General features: G+C 42.7%; 18 protein-coding genes. 14 read left to right on the forward strand and 4 right to left on the reverse strand.

Annotated elements, in window-relative coordinates:
- Window positions 1-51: 51 nt before the first annotated feature.
- Entirely contained in the window at window positions 52-225 is a 174-nt protein-coding gene (locus SY85_RS25695) for a hypothetical protein (RefSeq protein ID WP_158512992.1), read from the reverse strand.
- A gap of 201 nt (window positions 226-426) precedes the next feature.
- On the opposite strand from SY85_RS25695, the gene SY85_RS16525 reads away from it, so the two are divergent.
- On the forward strand, window positions 427-1,011 hold the full coding sequence (locus SY85_RS16525) for a hypothetical protein (RefSeq protein ID WP_148661225.1): 585 nt from the start codon (window positions 427-429) through the stop codon (window positions 1,009-1,011).
- Between the two features lie 111 nt (window positions 1,012-1,122).
- Here SY85_RS16525 and SY85_RS16530 read toward each other — a convergent pair whose 3' ends face one another.
- Window positions 1,123-1,920, reverse strand: coding sequence for a GLPGLI family protein (locus SY85_RS16530; RefSeq protein WP_066405989.1), 798 nt, complete (start codon window positions 1,918-1,920; stop codon window positions 1,123-1,125).
- Window positions 1,921-2,041: 121 nt separating this feature from the next.
- On the opposite strand from SY85_RS16530, the gene SY85_RS16535 reads away from it, so the two are divergent.
- From SY85_RS16535 to SY85_RS16580, 8 genes are all read left to right on the forward strand, one after another.
- Complete coding sequence (locus SY85_RS16535) at window positions 2,042-3,496, forward strand: sensor histidine kinase (RefSeq protein ID WP_082886532.1); 1,455 nt, start codon at window positions 2,042-2,044, stop codon at window positions 3,494-3,496.
- Window positions 3,493-4,179, forward strand: coding sequence for a response regulator transcription factor (locus SY85_RS16540; protein WP_066405991.1), 687 nt, complete (start codon window positions 3,493-3,495; stop codon window positions 4,177-4,179). Before SY85_RS16535 ends, SY85_RS16540 begins: the two co-directional genes overlap by 4 nt.
- Window positions 4,180-4,923: 744 nt before the next feature.
- Window positions 4,924-5,652 carry a peptidase associated/transthyretin-like domain-containing protein gene (locus tag SY85_RS16550; protein WP_082886534.1) on the forward strand — a complete coding sequence of 243 codons (729 nt, stop codon included), beginning with the start codon at window positions 4,924-4,926 and terminating at the stop codon, window positions 5,650-5,652.
- 206 nt (window positions 5,653-5,858) lie between these two features.
- Window positions 5,859-6,920, forward strand: coding sequence for a hypothetical protein (locus tag SY85_RS16555; protein ID WP_066405993.1), 1,062 nt, complete (start codon window positions 5,859-5,861; stop codon window positions 6,918-6,920).
- 194 nt (window positions 6,921-7,114) lie between these two features.
- Window positions 7,115-7,741: a hypothetical protein gene (locus SY85_RS16560; protein WP_148661226.1), complete on the forward strand. Its 627-nt coding sequence runs from the start codon at window positions 7,115-7,117 to the stop codon at window positions 7,739-7,741.
- 592 nt (window positions 7,742-8,333) lie between these two features.
- On the forward strand, window positions 8,334-8,513 hold the full coding sequence (locus SY85_RS16570; RefSeq protein WP_066405996.1) for a hypothetical protein: 180 nt from the start codon (window positions 8,334-8,336) through the stop codon (window positions 8,511-8,513).
- 70 nt (window positions 8,514-8,583) lie between these two features.
- The gene (locus SY85_RS16575; protein ID WP_066405997.1) at window positions 8,584-9,753 is read left to right on the forward strand and encodes a dipeptidase; all 1,170 of its coding nucleotides are present in this window, start codon (window positions 8,584-8,586) and stop codon (window positions 9,751-9,753) included.
- Between the two features lie 11 nt (window positions 9,754-9,764).
- Window positions 9,765-10,310: a hypothetical protein gene (locus tag SY85_RS16580; RefSeq protein ID WP_066405998.1), complete on the forward strand. Its 546-nt coding sequence runs from the start codon at window positions 9,765-9,767 to the stop codon at window positions 10,308-10,310.
- A gap of 260 nt (window positions 10,311-10,570) precedes the next feature.
- Here the strand turns inward: SY85_RS16580 and SY85_RS16585 are convergent, their stop codons facing one another.
- Both SY85_RS16585 and SY85_RS16590 read right to left on the reverse strand, forming a co-directional pair.
- The gene (locus tag SY85_RS16585) at window positions 10,571-10,885 is read right to left on the reverse strand and encodes an antibiotic biosynthesis monooxygenase family protein (protein ID WP_066405999.1); all 315 of its coding nucleotides are present in this window, start codon (window positions 10,883-10,885) and stop codon (window positions 10,571-10,573) included.
- Between the two features lie 246 nt (window positions 10,886-11,131).
- Window positions 11,132-11,614: a YdeI/OmpD-associated family protein gene (locus tag SY85_RS16590; protein ID WP_066406000.1), complete on the reverse strand. Its 483-nt coding sequence runs from the start codon at window positions 11,612-11,614 to the stop codon at window positions 11,132-11,134.
- A 536-nt stretch (window positions 11,615-12,150) separates the two neighbouring features.
- Here SY85_RS16590 and SY85_RS16595 point away from each other — a divergent pair.
- The 5 genes from SY85_RS16595 (at window position 12,151) to SY85_RS16615 (ending at window position 21,132) form a co-directional block, all read left to right on the forward strand.
- The gene (locus tag SY85_RS16595) at window positions 12,151-12,900 is read left to right on the forward strand and encodes a DeoR/GlpR family DNA-binding transcription regulator (protein WP_066409893.1); all 750 of its coding nucleotides are present in this window, start codon (window positions 12,151-12,153) and stop codon (window positions 12,898-12,900) included.
- A 22-nt stretch (window positions 12,901-12,922) separates the two neighbouring features.
- Window positions 12,923-16,324, forward strand: coding sequence for a SusC/RagA family TonB-linked outer membrane protein (locus tag SY85_RS16600; RefSeq protein WP_066406001.1), 3,402 nt, complete (start codon window positions 12,923-12,925; stop codon window positions 16,322-16,324).
- Window positions 16,325-16,342: 18 nt separating this feature from the next.
- Window positions 16,343-18,139: a RagB/SusD family nutrient uptake outer membrane protein gene (locus SY85_RS16605; RefSeq protein WP_066406002.1), complete on the forward strand. Its 1,797-nt coding sequence runs from the start codon at window positions 16,343-16,345 to the stop codon at window positions 18,137-18,139.
- A gap of 39 nt (window positions 18,140-18,178) precedes the next feature.
- Entirely contained in the window at window positions 18,179-19,603 is a 1,425-nt protein-coding gene (locus SY85_RS16610) for a DUF4623 domain-containing protein (RefSeq protein WP_066406003.1), read from the forward strand.
- 212 nt (window positions 19,604-19,815) lie between these two features.
- Window positions 19,816-21,132 carry a glycoside hydrolase family 10-like protein gene (locus tag SY85_RS16615; protein WP_226998856.1) on the forward strand — a complete coding sequence of 439 codons (1,317 nt, stop codon included), beginning with the start codon at window positions 19,816-19,818 and terminating at the stop codon, window positions 21,130-21,132.
- Window positions 21,133-21,498: the final 366 nt, after the last annotated feature.

Raw genomic sequence — 21,498 nt, forward strand, 5'->3', positions numbered from 1 at the left:
GGACGGAATCTAAATAAAAAATAAAGCCCCACTTTTTAGTGGGGCTTTTGGTTATTTTAACATGCGCTTTCTATTGGGAGCGTAGCTTTGCGCTGCCGCAAAGCGCCCAAAGAATAATGCGCCAAATACAGATTTCAAAAAGCGTCCAACACTAAAGGACGGTTTGTAATAAGCCTCATAGATTTTTACCTCTTGACGGCCGTGTTCAATGTTTCTGTTTTTCATTGTGGATAAATGTTTAGTCTACAAAAGGTTAATTAGGTGCCAACTTTCTCCACGTATAAAAAAACAAGTAAAATCAATGATTTCAATGTTAAGTAAATAAGGTGGAAAGAGTGACAAGGTTAGAAAGATAAGAATATTTTTCCACACTTAATAAACATTCTGAGAAATTTATAACATTGCAGTATATAAAATAACCTGCTTATGAAGTCACCTTTAATAATGGTTATTGCTTTTCTCTTAGCAACTACCGTACACGCACAAATCAAAATACCTTTAAAAGCAAACAACAGTGGTCTTCGCAACGACCTGCAAAAAGTTGTAGAAGCGTACCCGCACCAGTTCCAGGAGATTCGTGGCAATGAGGTTGCCACCAACCCGCAGAGCGTTGAATATGCCTCCTTAGTAAAACCAGCTGGCGCGCAGGAAGCCACAATAATAAAATACAGCTCGGGCACAAAGCCGGTATATAGCTGGCAAAGCGTGTTGATGACCACGGAAGACTATGAGGAAGCAGCTAAGAAATACAAGTCTGTTTTCAACCAGTTAAAGGGCATGAACATAACCTATGTAGTAGATAAGTATACGTTGCGGGGTAAGTATGAAGAGGCCAGTGAGGAAGTAGGTTTTTCTACTAGTGTTCTCACCCCTGCCTACCCGCCTGCAGCTCTTAAGAAGCTGAAAGTAGAAGTATCTATACAGTTTGAATTCCCGGAGTGGAAAGTATCTGTAGCCGTTTTTGAAAAAGAAAAAGAAGATGAAGATCAATATGGCGAAGATGCCGAATAATAAAAAAAGAAGGGCCCGCAACTATAGCGGGCTCTTCTTTTTGAATTCTGAACTATTAATAAAAAAAACACACACGCACTAGTCTCTGTCCTCAATCAACTATCTTTTTTACTATTGCGTAATTCGAATAACATCTCGTCCACCACCGCCGTTAGGCATATTCTTGCGCATTTCCTCCATCAGTTTATTGCGCTCCAGTACAAACTCTTTTTCCGTAAGGCGTTTGCCTTTCTTAGGTTCTTTAATATCTGAAACCTTAACCTTTGGCGACAGTTCTACCGCGGTAAACACCTGGCGACCTTTATTCAAATCCAGCTCCAGGATCAGGCCTGGCAGTTGTCCTTGAAACTCGCTAGGGCCTGCGCTTACTGGAATATCGGTGGCAAACCAAGCTACCACTTGTGCAGTATCGGGCACTTCCTGACGCTTCATCTCGCCATTCTCCATAGACATTTGCATACGTGTGCTGATACGATTGGAGGTGGCCTTACGCACCGGGTGTCCTAATATGGTCTTTGTTTCTTCAGATAACTTCCAGCTAAGGGACCGTACGCTGTCTTCTACCAGGTATTCCCGGTCAAATAGTTCGCGTTGATCCAGACGCTTTTTGGTATCCAGATTAACGTAGATCACGTCATTTGAGCCGGCCATGCGGAACATAAATCCCGGCCCGCTAACAGTGCCATTATCGCCGTCAGCGCTTTGTATAGCTTGCCATAGTGACTGATTATTGGCAAAAAGTAATTCAAAATTGTCTTTACGGCTTTGCGGTACCATGTTAGCCACATCGGGGTTCATGTTACGGCGTTGTATTTGAATCGTTCGCTCATATACCACCTTGCCTTCTTTCATCTGGGCATTGGCAAAAAGTCCTGAAACAACACAAATAGAAAAGAAGATTTTTTTCATCGCAGTTATTTCGCCAAATGTACATGTCTCCATTTTTACATTTAGTTAATACACGTTGCAACTACGTTAATAAAGGTTAAGAGCTGTAGGAGTGGTAAGGAGAAAGGATAATTTTGTAAGAATGCGACCTGCACTTAAGCATATTAACAAACATATCAAGTGGATGCCGGTTTTAATGACCCTATCCATTTTAGCCATAGCCGCGTTCCAGATCTACTGGCTAAAGAAGGCCTACGATCGTGAAGCGCGCACGCTGGAGATCCGCAGCAATATGGCTTTCCGCGAAACCGTTTACTCCTTGCAGTCCAGCAAGCTAAAGCTCGACAAGCTTATGATGGATAGCACTGGCGAAAGCGGTCCTATAGTTCGTCATGACCAGATGCCGAGGGAAATGCATTTTGAGGTGCGTAGTCATGAAAAAGCGGCTGAACGAATTTACATGGAGCGGTTTGCAACAAACGAAGGTTCCCAGCGAGTGATTGTTAGAAGATCAAATGGTGCAGACAGTACCGGTGCGCCCAGAAGAGCATTTAAAGGATGGAACAATCAGGTAGTGCGTTTCCTTTTTGATATGGAGTCCCCCAAAGACACCATCAAAGTCGCTGAAATTACAACGGCTTTGAAACAACGCCTGGATTCCCAAAGCTTGGAGGTGCCCTTTGTGGTAACTCGTATGTCGAAACCCAATACCACTGATGAGCGTATTTTTAATGAAGTGACCGTTGGTTTTCGCAGCCCCATTACTTACCGGCTTCAACTGGGCAATACAGTGCCTTATGTAGTAAACCGTATTATAGCTCCCATTCTGTTGTCCGTTTTCCTCGTTTGCTTTACGGTAGCCTGTTTTTCCCTGCTCTACCGGAACCTGCAAAAGCAACGCAAGCTGGCAGTTATTAAAAACGAATTTATCAGCAATATCACCCATGAGCTGAAAACGCCCATTGCTACGGTAAGCGTGGCCATAGAAGCGCTGCGCAGCTTTAACAGCAGTATGGACGCTCAGAAGACAAAAGAGTACCTGGACATATCGGCCAATGAGCTGCAGCGCCTTTCCCTGCTGGTAGATAAAGTGCTGAAGTTATCCATGTTTGAGAACAAGGAAATTGATCTAAAGTACGAGCCCTTGGATATGCGCCTGCTGATGGAAGAAGTAACCGCCTCCCTGCGCCTGCAGTTTGAAAAATACAAAGCCAAAGTAGATATAGTAGCCGAAGGCGATACGAGTTTGGAGGGCGACCGGCTGCACTTGGTGAGCGTTATTTATAACCTGATAGACAATGCCCTGAAGTATAGCAACGGCAATCCACAGATAGACATTCGTCTGAAAGGAGAGGAGCGCACCGTAACCTTGTTTGTCCGTGACTCCGGCATAGGTATTCCTGCTGAATACCGCGATAAGGTGTTTGAAAAGTTCTTCCGCGTGCCTACGGGCAACGTACACAACGCCAAAGGGTATGGACTGGGGCTGAGTTATGTGTCTCATGTTATTCAAAAGCACCATGGCATAATTAAGGTAACCTCTGATGAAGGCAGCGGCAGTACCTTTATTGTATCCTTACCAAAACACAAAGCATGAACAAACCCAAAGTACTCTACGTAGAAGATGAGGTCTTTCTGGCCAAAATTGTTAGTGAAACCCTGGAAAGACGGGGGTTTGATGTAGTAATGGAAAGCGATGGCGGTCAGGCCATACAGCGATTCCATGAAAGTAACCCCGATGTATGTGTATTGGATATCATGCTACCTAATAAGGATGGCTTTGATATAGCCGACGAAATACGCGAGCTAAACAGCGAGGTTCCTATCATATTCTTAAGCGCCAAATCGGCCGCCGAAGATGTGGTGAACGGCTTTAAGCTAGGAGCCAACGACTACATTCGCAAGCCCTTTAGCATGGAAGAGCTCATAGTGCGCATAGAACACGTACTCAAACGCATCCCGATTACTAAAGAAGGGGATGCAGATGAAATAAAGCTGGGGCAGTATATTTATAATAACCGCCGACAGACCCTTACCAGCGATGAGGAAGAACGTAAACTCTCTTACCGCGAAAGCGAACTGCTGCGCCTGCTCTATCAAAATAAGGACTCCATTGTGGAACGAAGGGACATCCTAAACCTGCTCTGGGGCAGCGATTCTTTTTTTAACAGCCGCAACCTGGATGTGTATATCACTAAGCTGCGTAACTATCTAAAGCAAGACCCCTCCCTCCAGATTATTACTATTAAAGGCGTAGGCTACCGGTTTGTGGTGGAATAAACAAGGCCAAGCCCACCCCCAGCCCCTAAAGGGGAGAAGGCCAACGCACAAAAGATTAATCTTTCTTCTAATACTTTAGCACTTCATTTAATGGAGTGCTTTTTATATTGGGGGAACCCAATTCCAAATCCTTCTTTCTTCCTTCATAATTCCTTGTTCATTATTCCTCTGTCCCTTCACCACTCCTCCTACGTTCCTTCATGGCTCCTCCTCTGTGCCTTCATAGTTACTCCGTATAGAAGCCTACCTAACTCCGTATGAAAGCCATAGTAACTCCGTATCTCACCCGTACCTTGGCCCTATCTCGGCCGATCCCTCGGCCCCTACCTCACCCGTGCCCGCCCCGTATGTCGTCATCCGCTCACCGCAGTAAACCCATAGAAATAGTAAAGAAAAGTATAATAAGAAAGACTGAAAACGCCTTAAAGAGAAGAGCCTAAAGATACAAAACTGCCCCTGTAGAGTAAGTCCTTTCTTTACTTGTACCTTGAACATTGACAATTGAGCATTGAACATTTCCTCCTCTCATCACTCATTATTCATCATTCTTGTTCCTTGTTCAATATTCCCTTCCTCATTTTCTCCTTTCCTCTGTACGAACCCTTTCTCTGCGCCCTCCGCGCCTCTGCGTGAAACAATACAGCGCAAAGCGCTCCTCTATGACACCCAATTTCAAACCTCAAATTTCAAATCTCAAATTCTTCTAACATTGCATTTGCAATTTGTTTCGTTACTTGCCGCTGCGTGAAATCGTTACTCCTAAAACTAGCCTTCCTTTTTATTAATATCATAGCGGTACAATCGCTCTATGCACAATATAAAGTGCAAGGCACTATTTATGATAGCTCACGCACCTATCCCCTGGAAGCAGTATCCGTAATGAGTACCAGCGGTAAGGGTACCATCACCAATGCTACCGGTTTTTACCAGATAGATGTTAGCGAAAAGGACTCTATCTGGTTTTCCTACCTGGGCAAGCCAACTATTAAATACCCGGTAGCCAAAATGCTGGACCCCCATCAGTTTGACCTGGCCCTGCGTGTGCCGGTAAATGTATTGAAGGAAGTAACCGTAAGGCCGCGCAACTACCGCCTTGACTCCCTACAGAACCGGCAAGACTATGCGAAGGTCTTTAACTACCAAAAACCTAACCTAGGCACCATGACCTCCATAGGTGCCGGCGGGGTGGGCTTCGACATTGACGAGATCATTCGCGCCTTCCAGTTTCGAAAGAACAAATCCATGATGCGCTTTCAGCAGCGCCTGATTCAGCAAGAGCAGGATAAATATGTGGATCATCGCTTTAATAAGGCGCTGGTGCGCCGCCTGACAGGGCTTGACGGCGAGAAGCTGGATCAATTTATGACCGCTTACCGCCCTTCCTATGAGTTTGCGGTGCTTACCAACGACTACGATTTTCAATCCTATATCAAAGAGTCTTCTAAAAAGTTCAAGTCTGGCACTCCCTTCTAACGGTAAAGCCACTTTACTTGATGTCATATACATAAAAGCCTTTTTCTTATAAGGGCAATAGTCTTATATAACGTTTTTATCTTTTTCGATTGATTATTCAAATCCGGCAGTTGGTACAAAGAAAAAAGGTGGTTTATCGGCAGACTATATGCTAACAGGCATATTCAATCTATTTTATAGTTGATTCACTCACTAAAACCTTATATATGAAACGAACCCGTACCTTGGCCTGCTTGGCCTTGTTTTGTAGCATTAGCTTTATAGCCTGTAAAAAGACAGTCGATAAGCAAGAAACAACTGCTGTTCAAAAAGTTTCCTCGTATGAAGATCCGCTGATTGCTGAGGCACGGCTTTTTTTTCAAAAGGAAGTAGCTGCCAAAACCAATACGCTTTCCAGGAACGCAACTATGCGCCAAAAGCTTAAAAAGACCCCGCTTTGGGAAAAATCCTACATTGCCTTGCATGAGGAAGGTGATGTGGTAACGGTGCCGCTGGATTATCAGGGAGGCCTTTCTTATACAACTTCCTTTGGCGACAACAAGAAGCGCTCCGTACAAGGACAAGCCAAACTACTACTCTACAAGGGTAAGGACGGTGGGTGGAAGGCTGAAGTAGCAACTTATATTTCGGACCAAATCTATAGCAAAGGCAAATCGGCAACGTTTTCCGGTGTTGTGCTGGTAGAGGATTGGGCCGGCCGTACGATCAACAACTTTCTATTTAAAGAAGGGAAAAGCTACCGGTTTAAAAATACCACCGCTAAAAGCGTAGAACCCGGCGGTGAGGTACAAACAGCTACCGGCAATTGCTACATTATAAACTGGTATCTATGTACTGTAGATGAAGATGGTAACACACTGGGTTGTGAATACCAGTACTCAGAACGGGTGGGTTGTGATGTTAGCGGTGATGATCCCAATGGCGGCGATGGAGCCAGCGGGGGCAGTGAGGTTTATAACGAATATGAAATGGCTGTTACCGAAATGTGGACTGTATACTCTTTTGATGTAGGAGGAGGGCAAGTGTACTCTACAGAGAGGCTGAAGGGCAAGCGAGTAGCTTCGGAGTTTCAGGGAGGGCATTTTACCGGGGGGCGCCATATAAGTGATGAGTGCAATCGGTGGGGCGGGTTGTGGACCTCCAGTTATACCGATTTTAATTATGGTACAACGGCTGCTACAATGCGTATCCGAGGTACTTGGGTTGAAGGTGATACAAGGCGTACAATTGAAAATGTAAAAGCCTGGTCTTTTTCAGAAGTGTTTTAGCCAACTGAAAATGGCTACTTTGAGAAGTAAAATATCTTTAAAGTAGCCATTTCATTCCCGTTTACAAACATCTCAATGCCACGCTTATGCGCTTAATGCCTATTGTCTTACTCATTGCCTTATCAGGTCTTTCCCTATGCAGCTTCCAACAAAAACAGCCGCCCTGTTGTGGGGCACTTCAGTTAACCAGCACCATGTACGACACAGTAAGCAGCCAGCTTATCCCATTGTTTTCCGGCCACACTAAAGTCTGGTACCAGGATAGTCTAGCCATTGAAGAAATCACCATTATTCGCATCACTACCGACACCGCAGACCGCCAAACGGTAGAGAATGTGCTTTCTCACTATATTTTTATCGATCTGCGCTCCCGATCTTTTGACTACTACCATACCTTTTCCGACACCGCCCGACCCTTTAAGCAGTACCGTGATAACAACCCTATGCTACTGGATGACGGCTGGATTTATTTTAACGAGCACAGCCTACAGTATGATGGGCCGTATACAGCCTTAGAAGATACACTCATAAATAATACTCCTTACAAACGCATCCGCTTTCCTAGGTTAAAAGGGAAGACACCTTTTGAGACCACCTGTTATTTTCAGAGTGATCGCCCCTTGGGTTTATTTAGTTTGGATAAAACCTTTAGTACTCAACAAGGATGTCCTCTAACACGTGTAGAGGATATACCAGTGGGTAAAAGCAATCCTCGGTCATTTGAAATTAATTTCTTAGCAGATACCTTGACAGAACAGGAACTTAAGGTCTTTGCCGCCTGGGAGAAAAATGCAAAACTTAAACCCAAAAAGAAAAAGTAATTGCTGCTATAAAATACTATAAAGTAATAGAAATGCCATTTGTCTTTTTCTTTATAATCTCATGTTTGAGCAAGGCTTATGATACTCATAAATCTTGCTCAAATTGCGGTACCATATCAGTAAAATCCAGATACTATGACTCGTTAACAAATAGCTATAAGCTAACTGATAAACATAGAGATTTAAAAGTTTGGTACAAGGATAGCCTAATAATACAGGAAGCTCAAACAGTTAATATAGAAACAGATATAAATGGTATAGAAAAGTCTGAAGTGACTGTAGACCATTATACCTTTATAGACCTTCGTTCCCGGTCTTTTTATATCTATAATACATTCAAAGCTGATGCTCCGCTTATCAAGAAGTTTGCACAATCGGATACAGAATCTGTAGGCGGAGGCTGGAATTTCTATGACTCCTCTCGAATAATGTGAAATGCAGATTGTATAGAAAATATTTCAGATACACTTATCAATGGGGTAAACTTTAAATGGGTAAAAGGAGTCAAACATTACAACGATCATAATGGTACTACAAGAACAACCTATTATCGGGCGAATCTACGATGTGATAAAAAAACACCATTTTTCATATGGATAAAACATTTGACAAAAATATGGGGTGTCCGATGGTCTGGTTTGAATACATGATTTTAAATAAACAGTCTTGGACAGCGTTTCAAATAGACTATTTAGCTACCGAGCTTACAAAGGAGGAAATGCAGGTGTTTGAGGCTTTGGAACAAAATGCAAGGTTAAACCCAGTAAAATAGCAATAGATCATATTATTTGCCTGCCAAAAGTTCAAGTCCGGCAGTGCCTTCTAATGCTTAACTTGTAGGCATGTTTATTCGTACTTGCTTGTTACTCTGTATAGCCACTTCCAGCTATGCCCAGTCTTATCAAAAGTTGCATCAAAAAGCCCTGGTGGTAGATACCCACAACGATATTCTCTCGGCTATTATGAAGGGCTTAAACATTGAAAACGACCTGACCGGCCAAACCCACTCCGACATTGCACGGTGGAAAAAGGGAGGGGTAGATGTGCAGGTGTTTTCTGTTTTCTGCGATGAACGCTATGGAAAGGGAACTGCTTTTGCTTACGCCAACCGCGAGATCGATTCATTGTATGCGATAGTAAAACGCAACCCTAAGACACTGATGTTGACCACTTCTCCTACCGAATTACAAAAGGCCGTAAGCCAGGGTAAAATGGCCTGCATGATTGGGGTAGAAGGCGGGCATATGATTGAAGACAATCTTACTTACTTGGATAGTCTCTATAAGCGTGGCGCCCGCTACCTGACACTTACCTGGAACAACTCTACCTCTTGGGCCACATCTGCAAAAGATGAAACAGCTGGCACCGTCACCAATGCCAAGAAGGGACTGAATGATTTTGGTAAGCAGGTGGTGCGCCGTATGAATGAGCTGGGCATGATGGTAGATGTAAGCCATATCGGTGAACAAACTTTTTGGGATGTAATAGCAACCACTACCAAACCAGTAATTGCTTCACACAGCTGTGTATATGCTATTTGCCCGCACTCGCGCAATTTAAAAGACGACCAGATCAAGGCCATTGGTAAAAATGGTGGCGTGATACAATTGAACTTCTACTCCGGTTTCCTGGATAGTAATTATATGAAGCGAAAAGATGCTTTCCTGGCCAGCCGCAGTAATGAGCGCGACTCATTAAAAGCAGCCGGCATGACCAGCTATAGTATTGATGAATGGATTAGTAAGAAATATCCGCAAGAGGCTGAAGCGCTGCGTCCTACTATGTCGCAACTGTTGGATCATATAGATTATATTGTACGTCTTATTGGTGTTGATGGCGTAGGCTTGGGTTCCGACTTTGATGGAATTGAATCAACCCCTCAACACTTGGATGATGTAACGACCTTCCCCTTGATCACTAAAGCGTTATTGGAAAGAGGGTATAGCGAGAAGGATGTAAAAAAGATCCTAGGTGAAAACTTTCTACGTGTATTTAAAGCAAACAGCAAATAATTGATAGCATCATGGAACAACTGACTTTAGGCATTGGCACCCGGTTACAACATACTCAATTTGGTCCAGGTGTAGTGGTAGGTGTACGTTACGCCACTTATTTGATTTCTTTTATCAATCATGGTATTAAGGAAGTAGATAAGAACGATGAGCGACTGGAAGAGATCATTCCGGAAAATGTAACAGAAGAAATTGAAACGCATTCTGATGTAGAGCGTTCCTTGTTAAAGATATTGCGGTTGTGGAATGGCGTTAGTGATGTAGTGCCGCTGGGAGAGCGCTGGCAGCACGGCACCTTAATATTACAACCTGCTGACAAATCCCTAAAGCCCAAAGAGTTGCCCATTGAAGACTTCTTCCACAAGATTGTAATGCTGCGCGACCGCCTGCGTGTAATGGAGCAACAGATTAACGCCCACAAAAAACTAAGTGATGAAGACAAGGTGAACCTGCAGCAATACATCACCCGCATCTACGGCAGCCTCACCACCTTCAACGTGTTATTCAAAAACAAAGAGCAGTGGTTTGTAGGGGAGAAGGGTAGTAAGGAGGAGTAGAATATTGAACAAGGAACAAGGAATGATGAATAATGAGTGATGAGTAAGGAGTAAGAAGAGAGGAAATGTTTAATGCTCAATTTTCAATACTCAAGGTACAAGGAAGAGTAAAGATTTTATAAAGGAAAAAGCACTCAACTAAAGAGTGCTTTTGTACTTTATAAGAAGTTGTTTGGAAACGTAAGATTATTGACAAGGCACAAGTCAGTTGGGCAGCTCTTAGTACAAAAGCAGCCATTAGTAAGAAAGAACAAAAATGATTAAGGCGTTATCGCCACTTTACTTTCTACCACATTGTAGGTCTTCAATACTGGTTTAGCCGTGTACATATCTTTCAGACTATCTACTAACTGGCGGTACGTGCCGCTGGCTTCATAGGCTTCGGCATCAGCGGCTGTTTGCCACTCAGTGAGCGAAACATATTCAGGGTTTTCACCTTTTACGGGTTCAAGTAGGCGTATGCCCACATTTCCTTTTTGTGCTTTTACCACAGGTGTGATTTTGTCGATATAGATGCGCTTCATTTTTTCAGCATCTTTTGACTGAATAGTAAGGAACGTCAGGCGAACAAACATAAAGCCTCCTTTTTAAAGATGAAGAAAAGTTGTTTGGAGGGTGGAAGAAATAAGTGATTTTCAGTGCAGGTAAGATCTGCAGTGCAGGAATTAAAAGCTAAGGTAAAGGTATAAAATTTACAGGCGTCACCTTAATATATCTAAGTAGATCGTTACTGCCAAGTCCTTGAGCGTGGAGAGACCCCTGTAGTAAGCAATAATCGCCCTCCTCTGCTCTGTGTGAAACTCTTTTTCTATCAGTTGTGCTTAAGGATGGTCCCGCCCAATAAACCTACCTTGGCCTAATAAGAAATGAATAGCTCGGGTTACATTTCGGTCTATACTTGCTTCTGTTTTCAAAGCTGATATATACCGGATAATTTCTTTTTGTTTGGAAGCCGGAAGGCTATCAAATACTTTTTTGGCATCTGGACTATCTTCAAGTGCTTTTATAAGTTTGGGATGTGCTTCAATCGTTCTGTCGGACGGGTCAAATTCTATAACAACAGCAATGGTTTCACCAATTCGTTTGGGTGAATGCTTAAGCATAGTAGTGTTTATATACAAACGCCAGTGACCATCATACCTTACCAAAGTTTGTTTAAAGGTTTGTCCATTGATAGTCCCACGTATGGGAATATGACCTTTGTCTTTCCCGGCTTCCTTGAAAATTGATTCCAATATACTGTCTGGTACAAAAACAAATGGATTGATGCCTATTATGTCAATAGCTGCTTTAAAACTGCGCATTAGTTTATCTGATTCGCTTTTCTGTTTTAGTATCGTTTACGACTAACACGTAAATATCCGTCTCGTATAACATTGAGGGTACTGGCTTCATTAAATGTCCCGGCCTTCAGCGTGTAGAGACCCCGCTTGTGCTGGAATGCATGTTATCGCAATAATCGGCATTTCAGTTAAATAATCCAATTCAACAAATTTCTCAAAAAAGAAATAAGCCATGTTTAAGTAACAACAAATTGTGTATCAGCCAACTAACGCTTTCAGTAGGCCGAAGTTCTCCAAAGAAGTAGGTAGTAAAAAGTATGGTTGGTTAGCGTTATATCATGCAGGCTTATGCGGTTTTTTTCTGATATGTGCGTTTTTCTGCAGGAATTTATACCTTTAACAAATTGTTGAGTTGATATAAAAAGAAGATTTTATATCAAAAAGGGTAAAAAGCCCTAAGGAAAAACCATTGCTAATTATAAAAAGATTGCTTGCTGCCAGTTAAAATGCCCATGCTGCTTTGGGGTTTTAATAGCTGCATCTCTCACAGCCATTATATGTTTAAAAAAGAAAGGCAGGCGAATATTCTTCGTCAGGTGAACTTGCATAATAAGGTAATCATTGCCAACTTATGCAATGATATGGGTGTATCAGAAGATACGATCCGTAGAGATTTGCAGGAGTTAGCCGATGCTGGAAAAATCATCAAAGTGCACGGCGGTGCCTTGTCTACTGCATTCAGCGGCTTACAGTTTAAACCAGAGAACGTTTACTCTCAATCACAAAAAAATAGCATCGCTTTAAAAGCCATTAACCTTATAAAAGATCACATGTATGTGGTCACTAGCGGGGGAACCACCATATTAGAAATGGTGCATAACCTGCCTGCCAACTTACAAGCAACAATTATTACAGGAAGTATACCGGTTATCAATGCCTGTGTTTCTTATCCTGGCCTGAATGTCATTGTTATTGGCGACACCTTATCCAAGGATTCAAAAATCACTGTAGGAGCTAGTGCCGTCAATCAAATTCGTGAGCTAAACGCAGACCTGTGCTTCTTAGGCACCAACGCCATTGATGTAGAACATGGTGTAACAGATAACGATCGGGATGTAGTACAGGTGAAGAAGGCAATGGTTGCTTCCGCATCTAAAGTGGTATGTATGACCATATCCGAAAAATTACAAACATACCAGCCCATGCTGGTGTGTGGATTAAATAAAATTGATTACCTCATTACAGAACTGGAGCCAAACCACCCGTCACTCCAACCTTTTGTAGATGCAGGTATTACTGTTTTGTAAACAAATAAAATAACCAAGAAGAATGAGAAGACTTATCTGTTTAGGAGTATCTCTACTGGTATTGTTATTTTTTGCGCCGGAGATATCGGCACAAACAAGAACGATAACCGGTACTGTATCGTCTGCCGATGGCAAAGCTTTACAAGGAGTAACCGTTACTGTTAGGAATACAACAAGAATGGCTATGACCGGTGAAGCTGGTAATTATTCTATTAGCGCCAGTTCTGGTGAATCCCTTTTATTTACATATGTGGGATATAAAAACGAGACTGTGGTTGTCGGTAGCTCAAACATAATTAATGTGACAATGGCTCCGGGAGCAGGTACCATGGATGAAGTAGTTGTTATTGGTTATGGTACCCAAAAGAAAGGGAATGTAACCGGCTCCGTTGTGAATGTAAATATGGAGGCTCTTGAGAACAGGCCAATTGCTGATGCCGGACGTGGTCTGCAAGGTGTGGTTCCTGGTCTTTCCGTAAGAGTGCCTAGTGGAGAGGTAGGTTCTGATCCGCTTATGCGAATCCGTGGCTTTATCGGTTCTGTACAAGGATCTGGTGAACCGTTGATTTTAGTAGATAACGTGGAAGTGCCCAGCATTCAAATGGTAAATCCCAACGACATTGAATCCATTACTGTTTTAAAAGATGCTGCTTCCAGTTCTATCTATGGTGCTAAGGCAGCGTTTGGTGTAATATTAATTACAACCAAGAAGGGTTCTAAGACAGAGGGCGTTAACCTTGCCTACTCCAATAACTTTTCTTGGCAGATGCCTTTTAAAGAAATTGAAATAGCCGGTATCGATGGCTTGCAATACACCTTGGACGCACATAAAAACATGAAGCAAAGCGGCCCTGCGGGTGGTTTCTGGCGTATCAGCGATGAAAGCCTGGCTAAAGCAAGAGAGTGGCAGGAGAAATACGGCAACAGCGTGAAATGGAATGATCCGGTTGTTTATGGCCGTGACTGGTATTTCGACGGAACAGATAAATATGGTGTTCGAATTTTTGATCCGGTAAAAGCCATGGTGAAAGATCGTGCGTTTACCCAAAACCACAATATATCGTTAAACGGACGATCAAAAGGAACAAAATACAATGCCAGCTTCGGCTACTTGGGTCAGGAAGGCATGATGAAGCCAGCACAGTATGATGACTTTACCCGCTATACTGGTAACCTAGGTCTTTCTACCAAGGTAACAGATGCCGTTACTATTAGAGGTAGCATATTATTCTCTGATCGCACAAAGCGCTATCCTAATTCTACCACCGGCTTTACAGCAGATCCATGGTTATATCTTTATCGCTGGAGCCGCTTGTTCCCAACCGGCGCATTGGAGAATGGAGAGTTTGTGCGTGACCCCTATTGGGATACCAAAAATGCACATACAGCCACACTTGGGCAGCGATATAACAATCTGAATCTTGGAACTACCATCGACATCATGAAAAACTGGAGTTTGGTAGCAGATTATACATATGACACCCGCTATGAAATTCAAAGTTCCTCTCTTCCATCTATTACGGCCCGTGAGCCATGGTATACACCAGTAGCTTGGAAAGATGCAAGTGGTAACCAGATTTATGTAGATGATGCAGGTAACATTACAGAGAGCGGTGGGGTAGCCGCTTACAGATTCCCACTGGTGAACTATATTACTAAAGAGCAAAGTAATATCTATAAATACACATGGGAAGCACAACGGCATACAGTGAATGCTTACTCTACGTATAATCTGAATTTAAATAGCGCGAACCAGTTTAAGTTTACTTTAGGTACCAATCTGGTGGCTAATAAATGGAACAACCACTGGAGTAGAAAAACCAATTTACTTGATAACGAAAAACCGGAATTCAACTTTGCTGTAGGAACCGAAACAACGGGTGGAAACAGGAACTGGGATGGACAGGTTGGTTATTTTGGAAGAGTTAACTATGCTTTTGATAATAAATACTTGTTAGAAGGAAACCTTCGCTACGATGCCACCTCTAAATTCCCTGAGCATCTGCGTTGGAGATGGTACCCCTCTTTTTCTGCAGGATGGGTATTGTCGAACGAAGACTTCATGGATTTCGTGAAGCCGGTTATGAGCTATGCCAAATTCCGTGGTTCATGGGGATCAATTGGAGATCAGTCAGTTCCTAACAACCTTTACCTTCCTTCAATGACAATTGGTAAAAACTCCTGGTTGAACAGTGCAGGAGAACAGTTTTTCCAATTAAGTACACCGGATGCCATTTCAGCAGGGATTACCTGGCAGGATATTGTCACGCTGAACTTAGGTGCTGATCTGCGTTTCTTGAATAATAAGTTTGGGGTATCCTTTGACTGGTTTGAAAGACAAACCAAGAATATGATCATCTCTGGTGAGGCGCTTCCTGCTACTTACGGTACCTCTGCTCCGCAAGGCAATTTTGGTAACTTAAGAACGAGAGGTTGGGAAGTGGCATTAGACTTCAAACACCGTTTTCAAAATGGATTGGGTATCAATGTAACTGCCAACGTATCTGATGCGGTAACCGATATTACCAAAGCAGCTGATTGGAATACGCCGTACGAAAACAGGATAATCGATAATACGTTTACTACTGGCAAAAGATATGGTGATGTGTATGGTTATGTAACTGACCGCTTATACCAAAAGGGCGACTTCGTATATGATGCCAGTGGCAACTTCGTGCAGGAAACCATTATCTGGCAGGGCACTGCAAAACGCACCAACAAGTTAGCCGGTAACAACCCTGTTTACCAAACCTATTTTGAAGATGGCAACCAGATATTGTTGATCGCTCCCGGCGATGTAAAGTTTGTAGACGTGAATGGAGATGGCTACATCACACCTGGTAAGGGAACTTTTGGTGATCCAGGCGACAGGGTAGTTATTGGTAACGTATTACCTCGATATGAATATGGCGGACGCATTGACCTGAATTATAAATCATTCGACCTATCCATCATGGGTCAGGGTGTAGGCAAAAGAGCTATGTGGGGAGCTGGCCAACTGGCAATTCCCGGATATCACGTAAAAGATGGTGCTATGCCACAGGCTATTGCTGAAGATTACTGGAGAGAAGACCGTACAGATGCTTTTTATCCAAGAGCATGGAACTTAAACGGTGCGAACTCCGGCTTTGTAATGGTGCCGCAAACACGCTACATGTTGAATATGGCGTACTTCAGAATCAAGAACATCACTTTTGGATATAATGTTTCGCCAAAGGTTTTGGACCGGGTACGCTTGAAACAAGCGCGCGTGTATGTATCACTGGAGAACATGATCACGTTTGATAAATTACGCGGTCTGCCTATTGATCCAGAAGCTATTTCCGGCTACTCTATGCTGGCAGGTAACTACAACCTGGGCCGCACCGGTACAAGTAACCCAACCTTTAAAATTGCTTCTGTTGGGCTGAACATTTCATTATAATATTTAACTAGTACAATCATGAAATATATATATTCCTTTATAATAGCGTGTATTATCACAACCGGTTTTGGTTGTAAGAAGATACTGGACAGACCCCCGCTTACCGAGCTGAATGATGAAACGGCCTGGACAAGTGAAGGCAATCTGAAACTCTATGCCAATAAATATTATCCCTCTTTTTTCCCGGGTTATGGATTAGGCTTTGATTATACCGAGTCAGCCCTGATGGGGTATCAGTTTAGCGATGATGTTTTCTTATTGGGCAACCAAAGCAACTTCACTCGTGCTGTACCAAACAGCAGTATTTGGAGCATGTCGCAGATTCGCTCTATCAATATCATGCTGGATAGAATAGAGAGCAGAATGAAAGAGATCTTATCTTCTGAGGCTTATAATCATTGGGTAGGTATTGGCCGCTTTTTCAGAGGGTTAGAATATGCCGATCTGGCTACTCGTTTTGGTGATGTTCCTTATTACGACCATGTACCAAGCGATGTTGATAAGGATGATTTGTATAAACCTCGTACTCCTCGCAACGATGTAATGAATGCGGTGTATGAAGATTTAAAATTTGCCCTGAGCAATGTACGGCTGAATGATGGTGATCAGTATGTGAACCGCTATGTAGTAGCAGGCTTTACATCCCGGGTAGCGCTGCGTGAAGGCGCCTGGCAGAAGTATTATTACCATAATAACGAGCAGGCAAGAAAGTTCTTCCAACTGGCAGAAGAAGCTGCCAATATGATCATTAGCAGCGGTAAGTATGATATCGTGACCGATTTTAGAACCCTGTTCACTTCTAATACATTAGCAGGTAATAAGGATGTTGTTTTCTACAGGCATTACGATCCAGCGGTAAATATTTTACACGCGGTGGCCTCTAACAACAACCTGTCTGAATCGGTTGCTTTTGGTCCTACAACAGACCTTATCAAATCTTTCATTTGTGTGGATGGTAATGCCTGGCAGAATTCTACAGAAGCTGCTGCCAACGATTTTACTTTATCCAAAATGATTCAAACCCGTGATTCCCGCTTTGAGGCAACATTTTATACAACCAAGCCTACCAACAAAAACCGGGCTTCTTATTGGTATATCAATAAGTTTTTGCCTAGAAGCGTTGCGGCTACCGTAGAAGCTGGTGGTGCTCCACCTGCAGAATTTACCAGCAGTAAAAATCAAACCGATTATCCTGTATTTCGCTATGCAGAAGCCCTGTTAAACTGGGTAGAGGCTAAAGCCGAGTTGGGTACCGCCAGTCAGGGAGATATTGATAAATCGATCAACAAGATCAGAAACAGGCCACTGGCGCAGGAGGCTATTGACAAAGGGGTTAAGAAAACCGCTTCATTGAATTTAGCAACTTTGCCAAATGATCCTAAACGTGACCCTGGTGTTGATGCATTATTGTGGGAAATCAGAAGAGAGCGCCGAATGGAATTTGCGTTTGAGTATGGCCGCTATGAGGACTTAAAACGCTGGGGCAAATTAGCATATATGGATACCGATGCGAACAAGGATTTGTTGTCTGGCGGTTGGGTGAACTTTCCAACAGAATTGCCTGGAGAATTAGTCGATGCCAAAAAAGGCCAGATAGGTGTTGTAACTATGGCTGGTACAGTAGTTAATTATGATGGAGCGAATGGTGCACAAATGAAAGGTTTTTTCCGCAGCCCGACTACAAACGGCCGCTTGCCTTTCTTAAACTTGGGCAATGTAAATCCCTACCTGAGCCCCGTAGGAAGAGTGCAGATGGATGATTATAAAGCCAAAGGCTATGTGCTGCAGCAAACAGCTGGCTGGCCCCAGGAATAATAAGCATCAGTTAAATCCTTAAAACGTAAAAATTAAAAAATGGTAAACTATATAAAAAAGTATTGGATCATAGTAGCTTCTATGATGCTGGTATTTATCACATCCTGTACAAAGGATTATCCAAAGAATGTGGATTCACCCGATGAAGTGGTACTAAAATCCATTAAGATTGTAAATGCTGGTGCAGCTGGAAATACGGTGGTACAGGGTATGATAGATGAAGACAAAAAAACTGTCTCCTTCCCGCGACTGGATGTATTAACGGATTTTAGCAAGATCCGTTTTGAGGCTGAAATGTCGAATGGAGCCACGCTTGACCAGTCGTCATACGCATTTGATTTTGGCGATGGGGAATCTGTTAAGGCAAAGGTGGTTAAAGTGGTCAACAACAAGCGATTTCGTGAATACATGGTAACACTGAGGAAATTGGTGCCAGTATTTGGTGCCGATTTCTCAAAAGCGGAAATATATGACTACACAAATAATCCATTGGGTAATCCGATTTATCCTGGCTTTGTTTCGCTTAACACTAGGGGAACTGGTTTTGATGGGCAGCGTGTATTGATTGTGACAAGGGCTACAGGTGGGTCACACTTGTTAGACGTGAGTGAGCTTAAACAAAATAAGGTTTCACCTATTAAGCTCAATCTTACAGGTGTAGTAGGCGGAACCTTGGATGTGAATGTAGGTGCACAAGTAAAAGGACATACTTATATCGCTAACTTATCTGGTGGGTTGACTTCACCTTTTAGAATCTATCATTGGACAGATCCCAGCGCTGCGCCTCAGGTAATTGCTGACTTGAATATAGCTTCTATTCCAGGAGCCGGCACACGTCATGGTGATAATATGTCAGTAAACCTTGATGAAAATGGTAACGGATTCATGTATTTTGGTGATAATGCAGTTTCTAAAATCCTGCGCTTAACTGTTACCAACTATACTACCATTTCAGGTCCAACTGTATTACCCAATGCCAGTGGTTCATCGTATGTGATGTCGTTTAATCGAGTGGGTAATACTGGCGATTACATTTATACTGGTTATGATGCACCAATTCGCGTAGCAAACGAATCGGCGGTAATCTCTTATACTTTACCTACTAGCGCGGCTGTCCCTAACAGAGGTTGTGATGCTCGTGTGGTTACCTTTAATGGAGAGCGTTATTTAATTATGACAACTGCCGCTAGAGGGGCACAGGACGCTACGGTATTGTATGTATATGATATTACCAAAGGCAGCACAATTACAGAGGCGTTGCAACTGTTTGATGCCAAAGTTGATAAGGCCGCAATATTCCAGTATTCGCTTTTTGGTACTGTTAACACCACTCCATCTACTCAAACTGGTTGGTATGTGACCAAAGATGCAGAAGGCAAAGATGACAAACTCACTTTGTATACTGCTTCTGCCGATGCGGGCTTTGTAATAATAGATTTCCCAAAAAAGAAGATGGACGATTAATAGTCTTAACCCGTGCAGTAAATTATCTGCACGGGTTTTTACTTTCTGTCTTGGGATACTTTAATGAGATTAATGATTATGAAAAATATATTTCGTTGCGCTGTTGTGGCAGTACTGGCTTTTGTTCTTCATGCCTGTAGTAAGGATAAGCCTGATACACCCACACCTAATCCGCCCGGAGAAGAGCCGGCACTGCTATATCCAAAAAAGAAATGCGAGCTGCTTGGATGGCTACTGTTTTTGGCCTCGACTGGCCGGAAGGAAAGTATACAGTTGATGCACAAAAAAAGCATTACACCGATTATTTAGACAAGTTTAAAGAGCTAAATATGAATGCGGTCTTTGTGCAGGTAAAGGGAATGGGGGATGCTTTTTACAGCTCTCCTTACGAGCCTTGGAGTGCAGCCATCACAGGAGCCAGAGGTACTGACCCAAGCTATGATGTACTTAAGTTTATGATAGACGAAGCGCATGCTCGGGGTATGGAGTTTCATGCATGGATGAATCCTTATCGTATTGCTACGCGAGCAGGAACAAGTACATCTTATCCTGCACTCCATTCATCCGTAAAACCGGAATGGGTGGTTAGTCATGAAAAGATCCAGATCTATAACCCGGCTGTTCCAGAGGTAAGACAACGCCTTGCGGATATTGTAAAAGATGTGATCACCAAGTACAATGTGGATGGAATACATTTCGATGATTATTTCTATCCAGATCCATCATCAGCCGGACAAATGGTGGCTGATGATGCCGACTATCAGAAATACGGCGCAGGGTATTCATCAAAAGAGGACTTTAGAAGAGGAAATGTAGATCAAGCTATTAAAGGAGTGCACGATGTTATCGTGGCCACAAAGCCGGAAGTAGTATTTTCTATTTCTCCAGCACCAGATCCGGATTATAACTTCAAAACATTGTTTGCAGACGTTAAAAAATGGTGTGAACAAGGATGGCTGGATGTGGTGATTCCGCAATTGTACCAGGAAATAGGAAATGCGTCTAATGATTTTCAGGCACGTTTAAACTGGTGGTCTCAATATAACTATAAAGCAACCTTAATGGTGGGGCATGGTTATTACAAATTCGGAGACGGTACTTCACCTTCTGCTTTTCAATCTACTACCGAATTAGGCAAGCAATTCGACATGACCAGGAAGAATAAAAAAGTAGTAGGCAATCTTTTGTATAGCGCCAAATACATTCCGCTGAATAAAATTGGAATTACGACCAAGCTCGCGGAACTGTTTAAGTCTCCATCTGTGATACCTTTTTTAGGACGCAATGTAGCAGCTGCTCCGGCCGAAGCCGCAAGCGTAAGAATAGAAGGCAGCACCCTAAAATGGAGTACAACAGGTAATGTGCGATCTGTTGTTTATTATTTTGCTGATCTCACTAAGGAAGCAGTGGTTGTTGCTATTACAGATAAAAATGAATTATCGATTACTTCTGCTGGCAACTATAGCGTTTCTACCATTAATGTAGATAACCAGGAAAGCAAACCTTCCAATACGGTAAAGAAAAATTAAGCTAACAAACCGATAAGCTTTATTGAAAACCTGCATGGGCCTAAGCCCTGCAGGTTTTATTTTTTTATAAGAAAGATATTTTTATCGTTTGTTCCGCTAAGCTGTAAAGAACAAAACTTTAGTAAAGAAGCAGTAGAAAAAAGCTTGCTTGTGCGCTAAGCAATAGCCCTTCCCTTTGTACCCTCCTTTTCTCCATTTCTCTGTGCCCCACTGTGTTCTCCGTGTCTCCTATGTTTGTAACGGATCGTTTACTGTTTGTTGAGACAGGAGTTGATCTAGCCCTAGATTTGGTTTTAAAAAGTGAAAAAGGAGTGAGAGCCTTTGGTGTCTAAACAACTGTTGAAGTATGTTCTCACGGAGAAATGG

Origin of the sequence: Flavisolibacter tropicus (assembly GCF_001644645.1) — a bacterium.
GTDB lineage: Bacteria > Bacteroidota > Bacteroidia > Chitinophagales > Chitinophagaceae > Flavisolibacter > Flavisolibacter tropicus.

Bases quoted from the DNA above. Each gene is read 5' to 3' on its own strand.
- SY85_RS25695 (WP_158512992.1), bottom strand. From the start codon at position 225: ATGAAAAACAGAAACATTGAACACGGCCGTCAAGAGGTAAAAATCTAT.
- SY85_RS16525 (WP_148661225.1), top strand. From the start codon at position 427: ATGAAGTCACCTTTAATAATGGTTATTGCTTTTCTCTTAGCAACTACC.
- SY85_RS16530 (WP_066405989.1), bottom strand. From the start codon at position 1,920: ATGAAAAAAATCTTCTTTTCTATTTGTGTTGTTTCAGGACTTTTTGCC.
- SY85_RS16535 (WP_082886532.1), top strand. From the start codon at position 2,042: ATGCGACCTGCACTTAAGCATATTAACAAACATATCAAGTGGATGCCG.
- SY85_RS16540 (WP_066405991.1), top strand. From the start codon at position 3,493: ATGAACAAACCCAAAGTACTCTACGTAGAAGATGAGGTCTTTCTGGCC.
- SY85_RS16555 (WP_066405993.1), top strand. From the start codon at position 5,859: ATGAAACGAACCCGTACCTTGGCCTGCTTGGCCTTGTTTTGTAGCATT.
- SY85_RS16560 (WP_148661226.1), top strand. From the start codon at position 7,115: ATGTACGACACAGTAAGCAGCCAGCTTATCCCATTGTTTTCCGGCCAC.
- SY85_RS16570 (WP_066405996.1), top strand. From the start codon at position 8,334: ATGGATAAAACATTTGACAAAAATATGGGGTGTCCGATGGTCTGGTTT.
- SY85_RS16575 (WP_066405997.1), top strand. From the start codon at position 8,584: ATGTTTATTCGTACTTGCTTGTTACTCTGTATAGCCACTTCCAGCTAT.
- SY85_RS16580 (WP_066405998.1), top strand. From the start codon at position 9,765: ATGGAACAACTGACTTTAGGCATTGGCACCCGGTTACAACATACTCAA.
- SY85_RS16585 (WP_066405999.1), bottom strand. From the start codon at position 10,885: ATGTTTGTTCGCCTGACGTTCCTTACTATTCAGTCAAAAGATGCTGAA.
- SY85_RS16590 (WP_066406000.1), bottom strand. From the start codon at position 11,614: ATGCGCAGTTTTAAAGCAGCTATTGACATAATAGGCATCAATCCATTT.
- SY85_RS16595 (WP_066409893.1), top strand. From the start codon at position 12,151: ATGTTTAAAAAAGAAAGGCAGGCGAATATTCTTCGTCAGGTGAACTTG.
- SY85_RS16600 (WP_066406001.1), top strand. From the start codon at position 12,923: ATGAGAAGACTTATCTGTTTAGGAGTATCTCTACTGGTATTGTTATTT.
- SY85_RS16605 (WP_066406002.1), top strand. From the start codon at position 16,343: ATGAAATATATATATTCCTTTATAATAGCGTGTATTATCACAACCGGT.
- SY85_RS16610 (WP_066406003.1), top strand. From the start codon at position 18,179: ATGGTAAACTATATAAAAAAGTATTGGATCATAGTAGCTTCTATGATG.
- SY85_RS16615 (WP_226998856.1), top strand. From the start codon at position 19,816: ATGCGAGCTGCTTGGATGGCTACTGTTTTTGGCCTCGACTGGCCGGAA.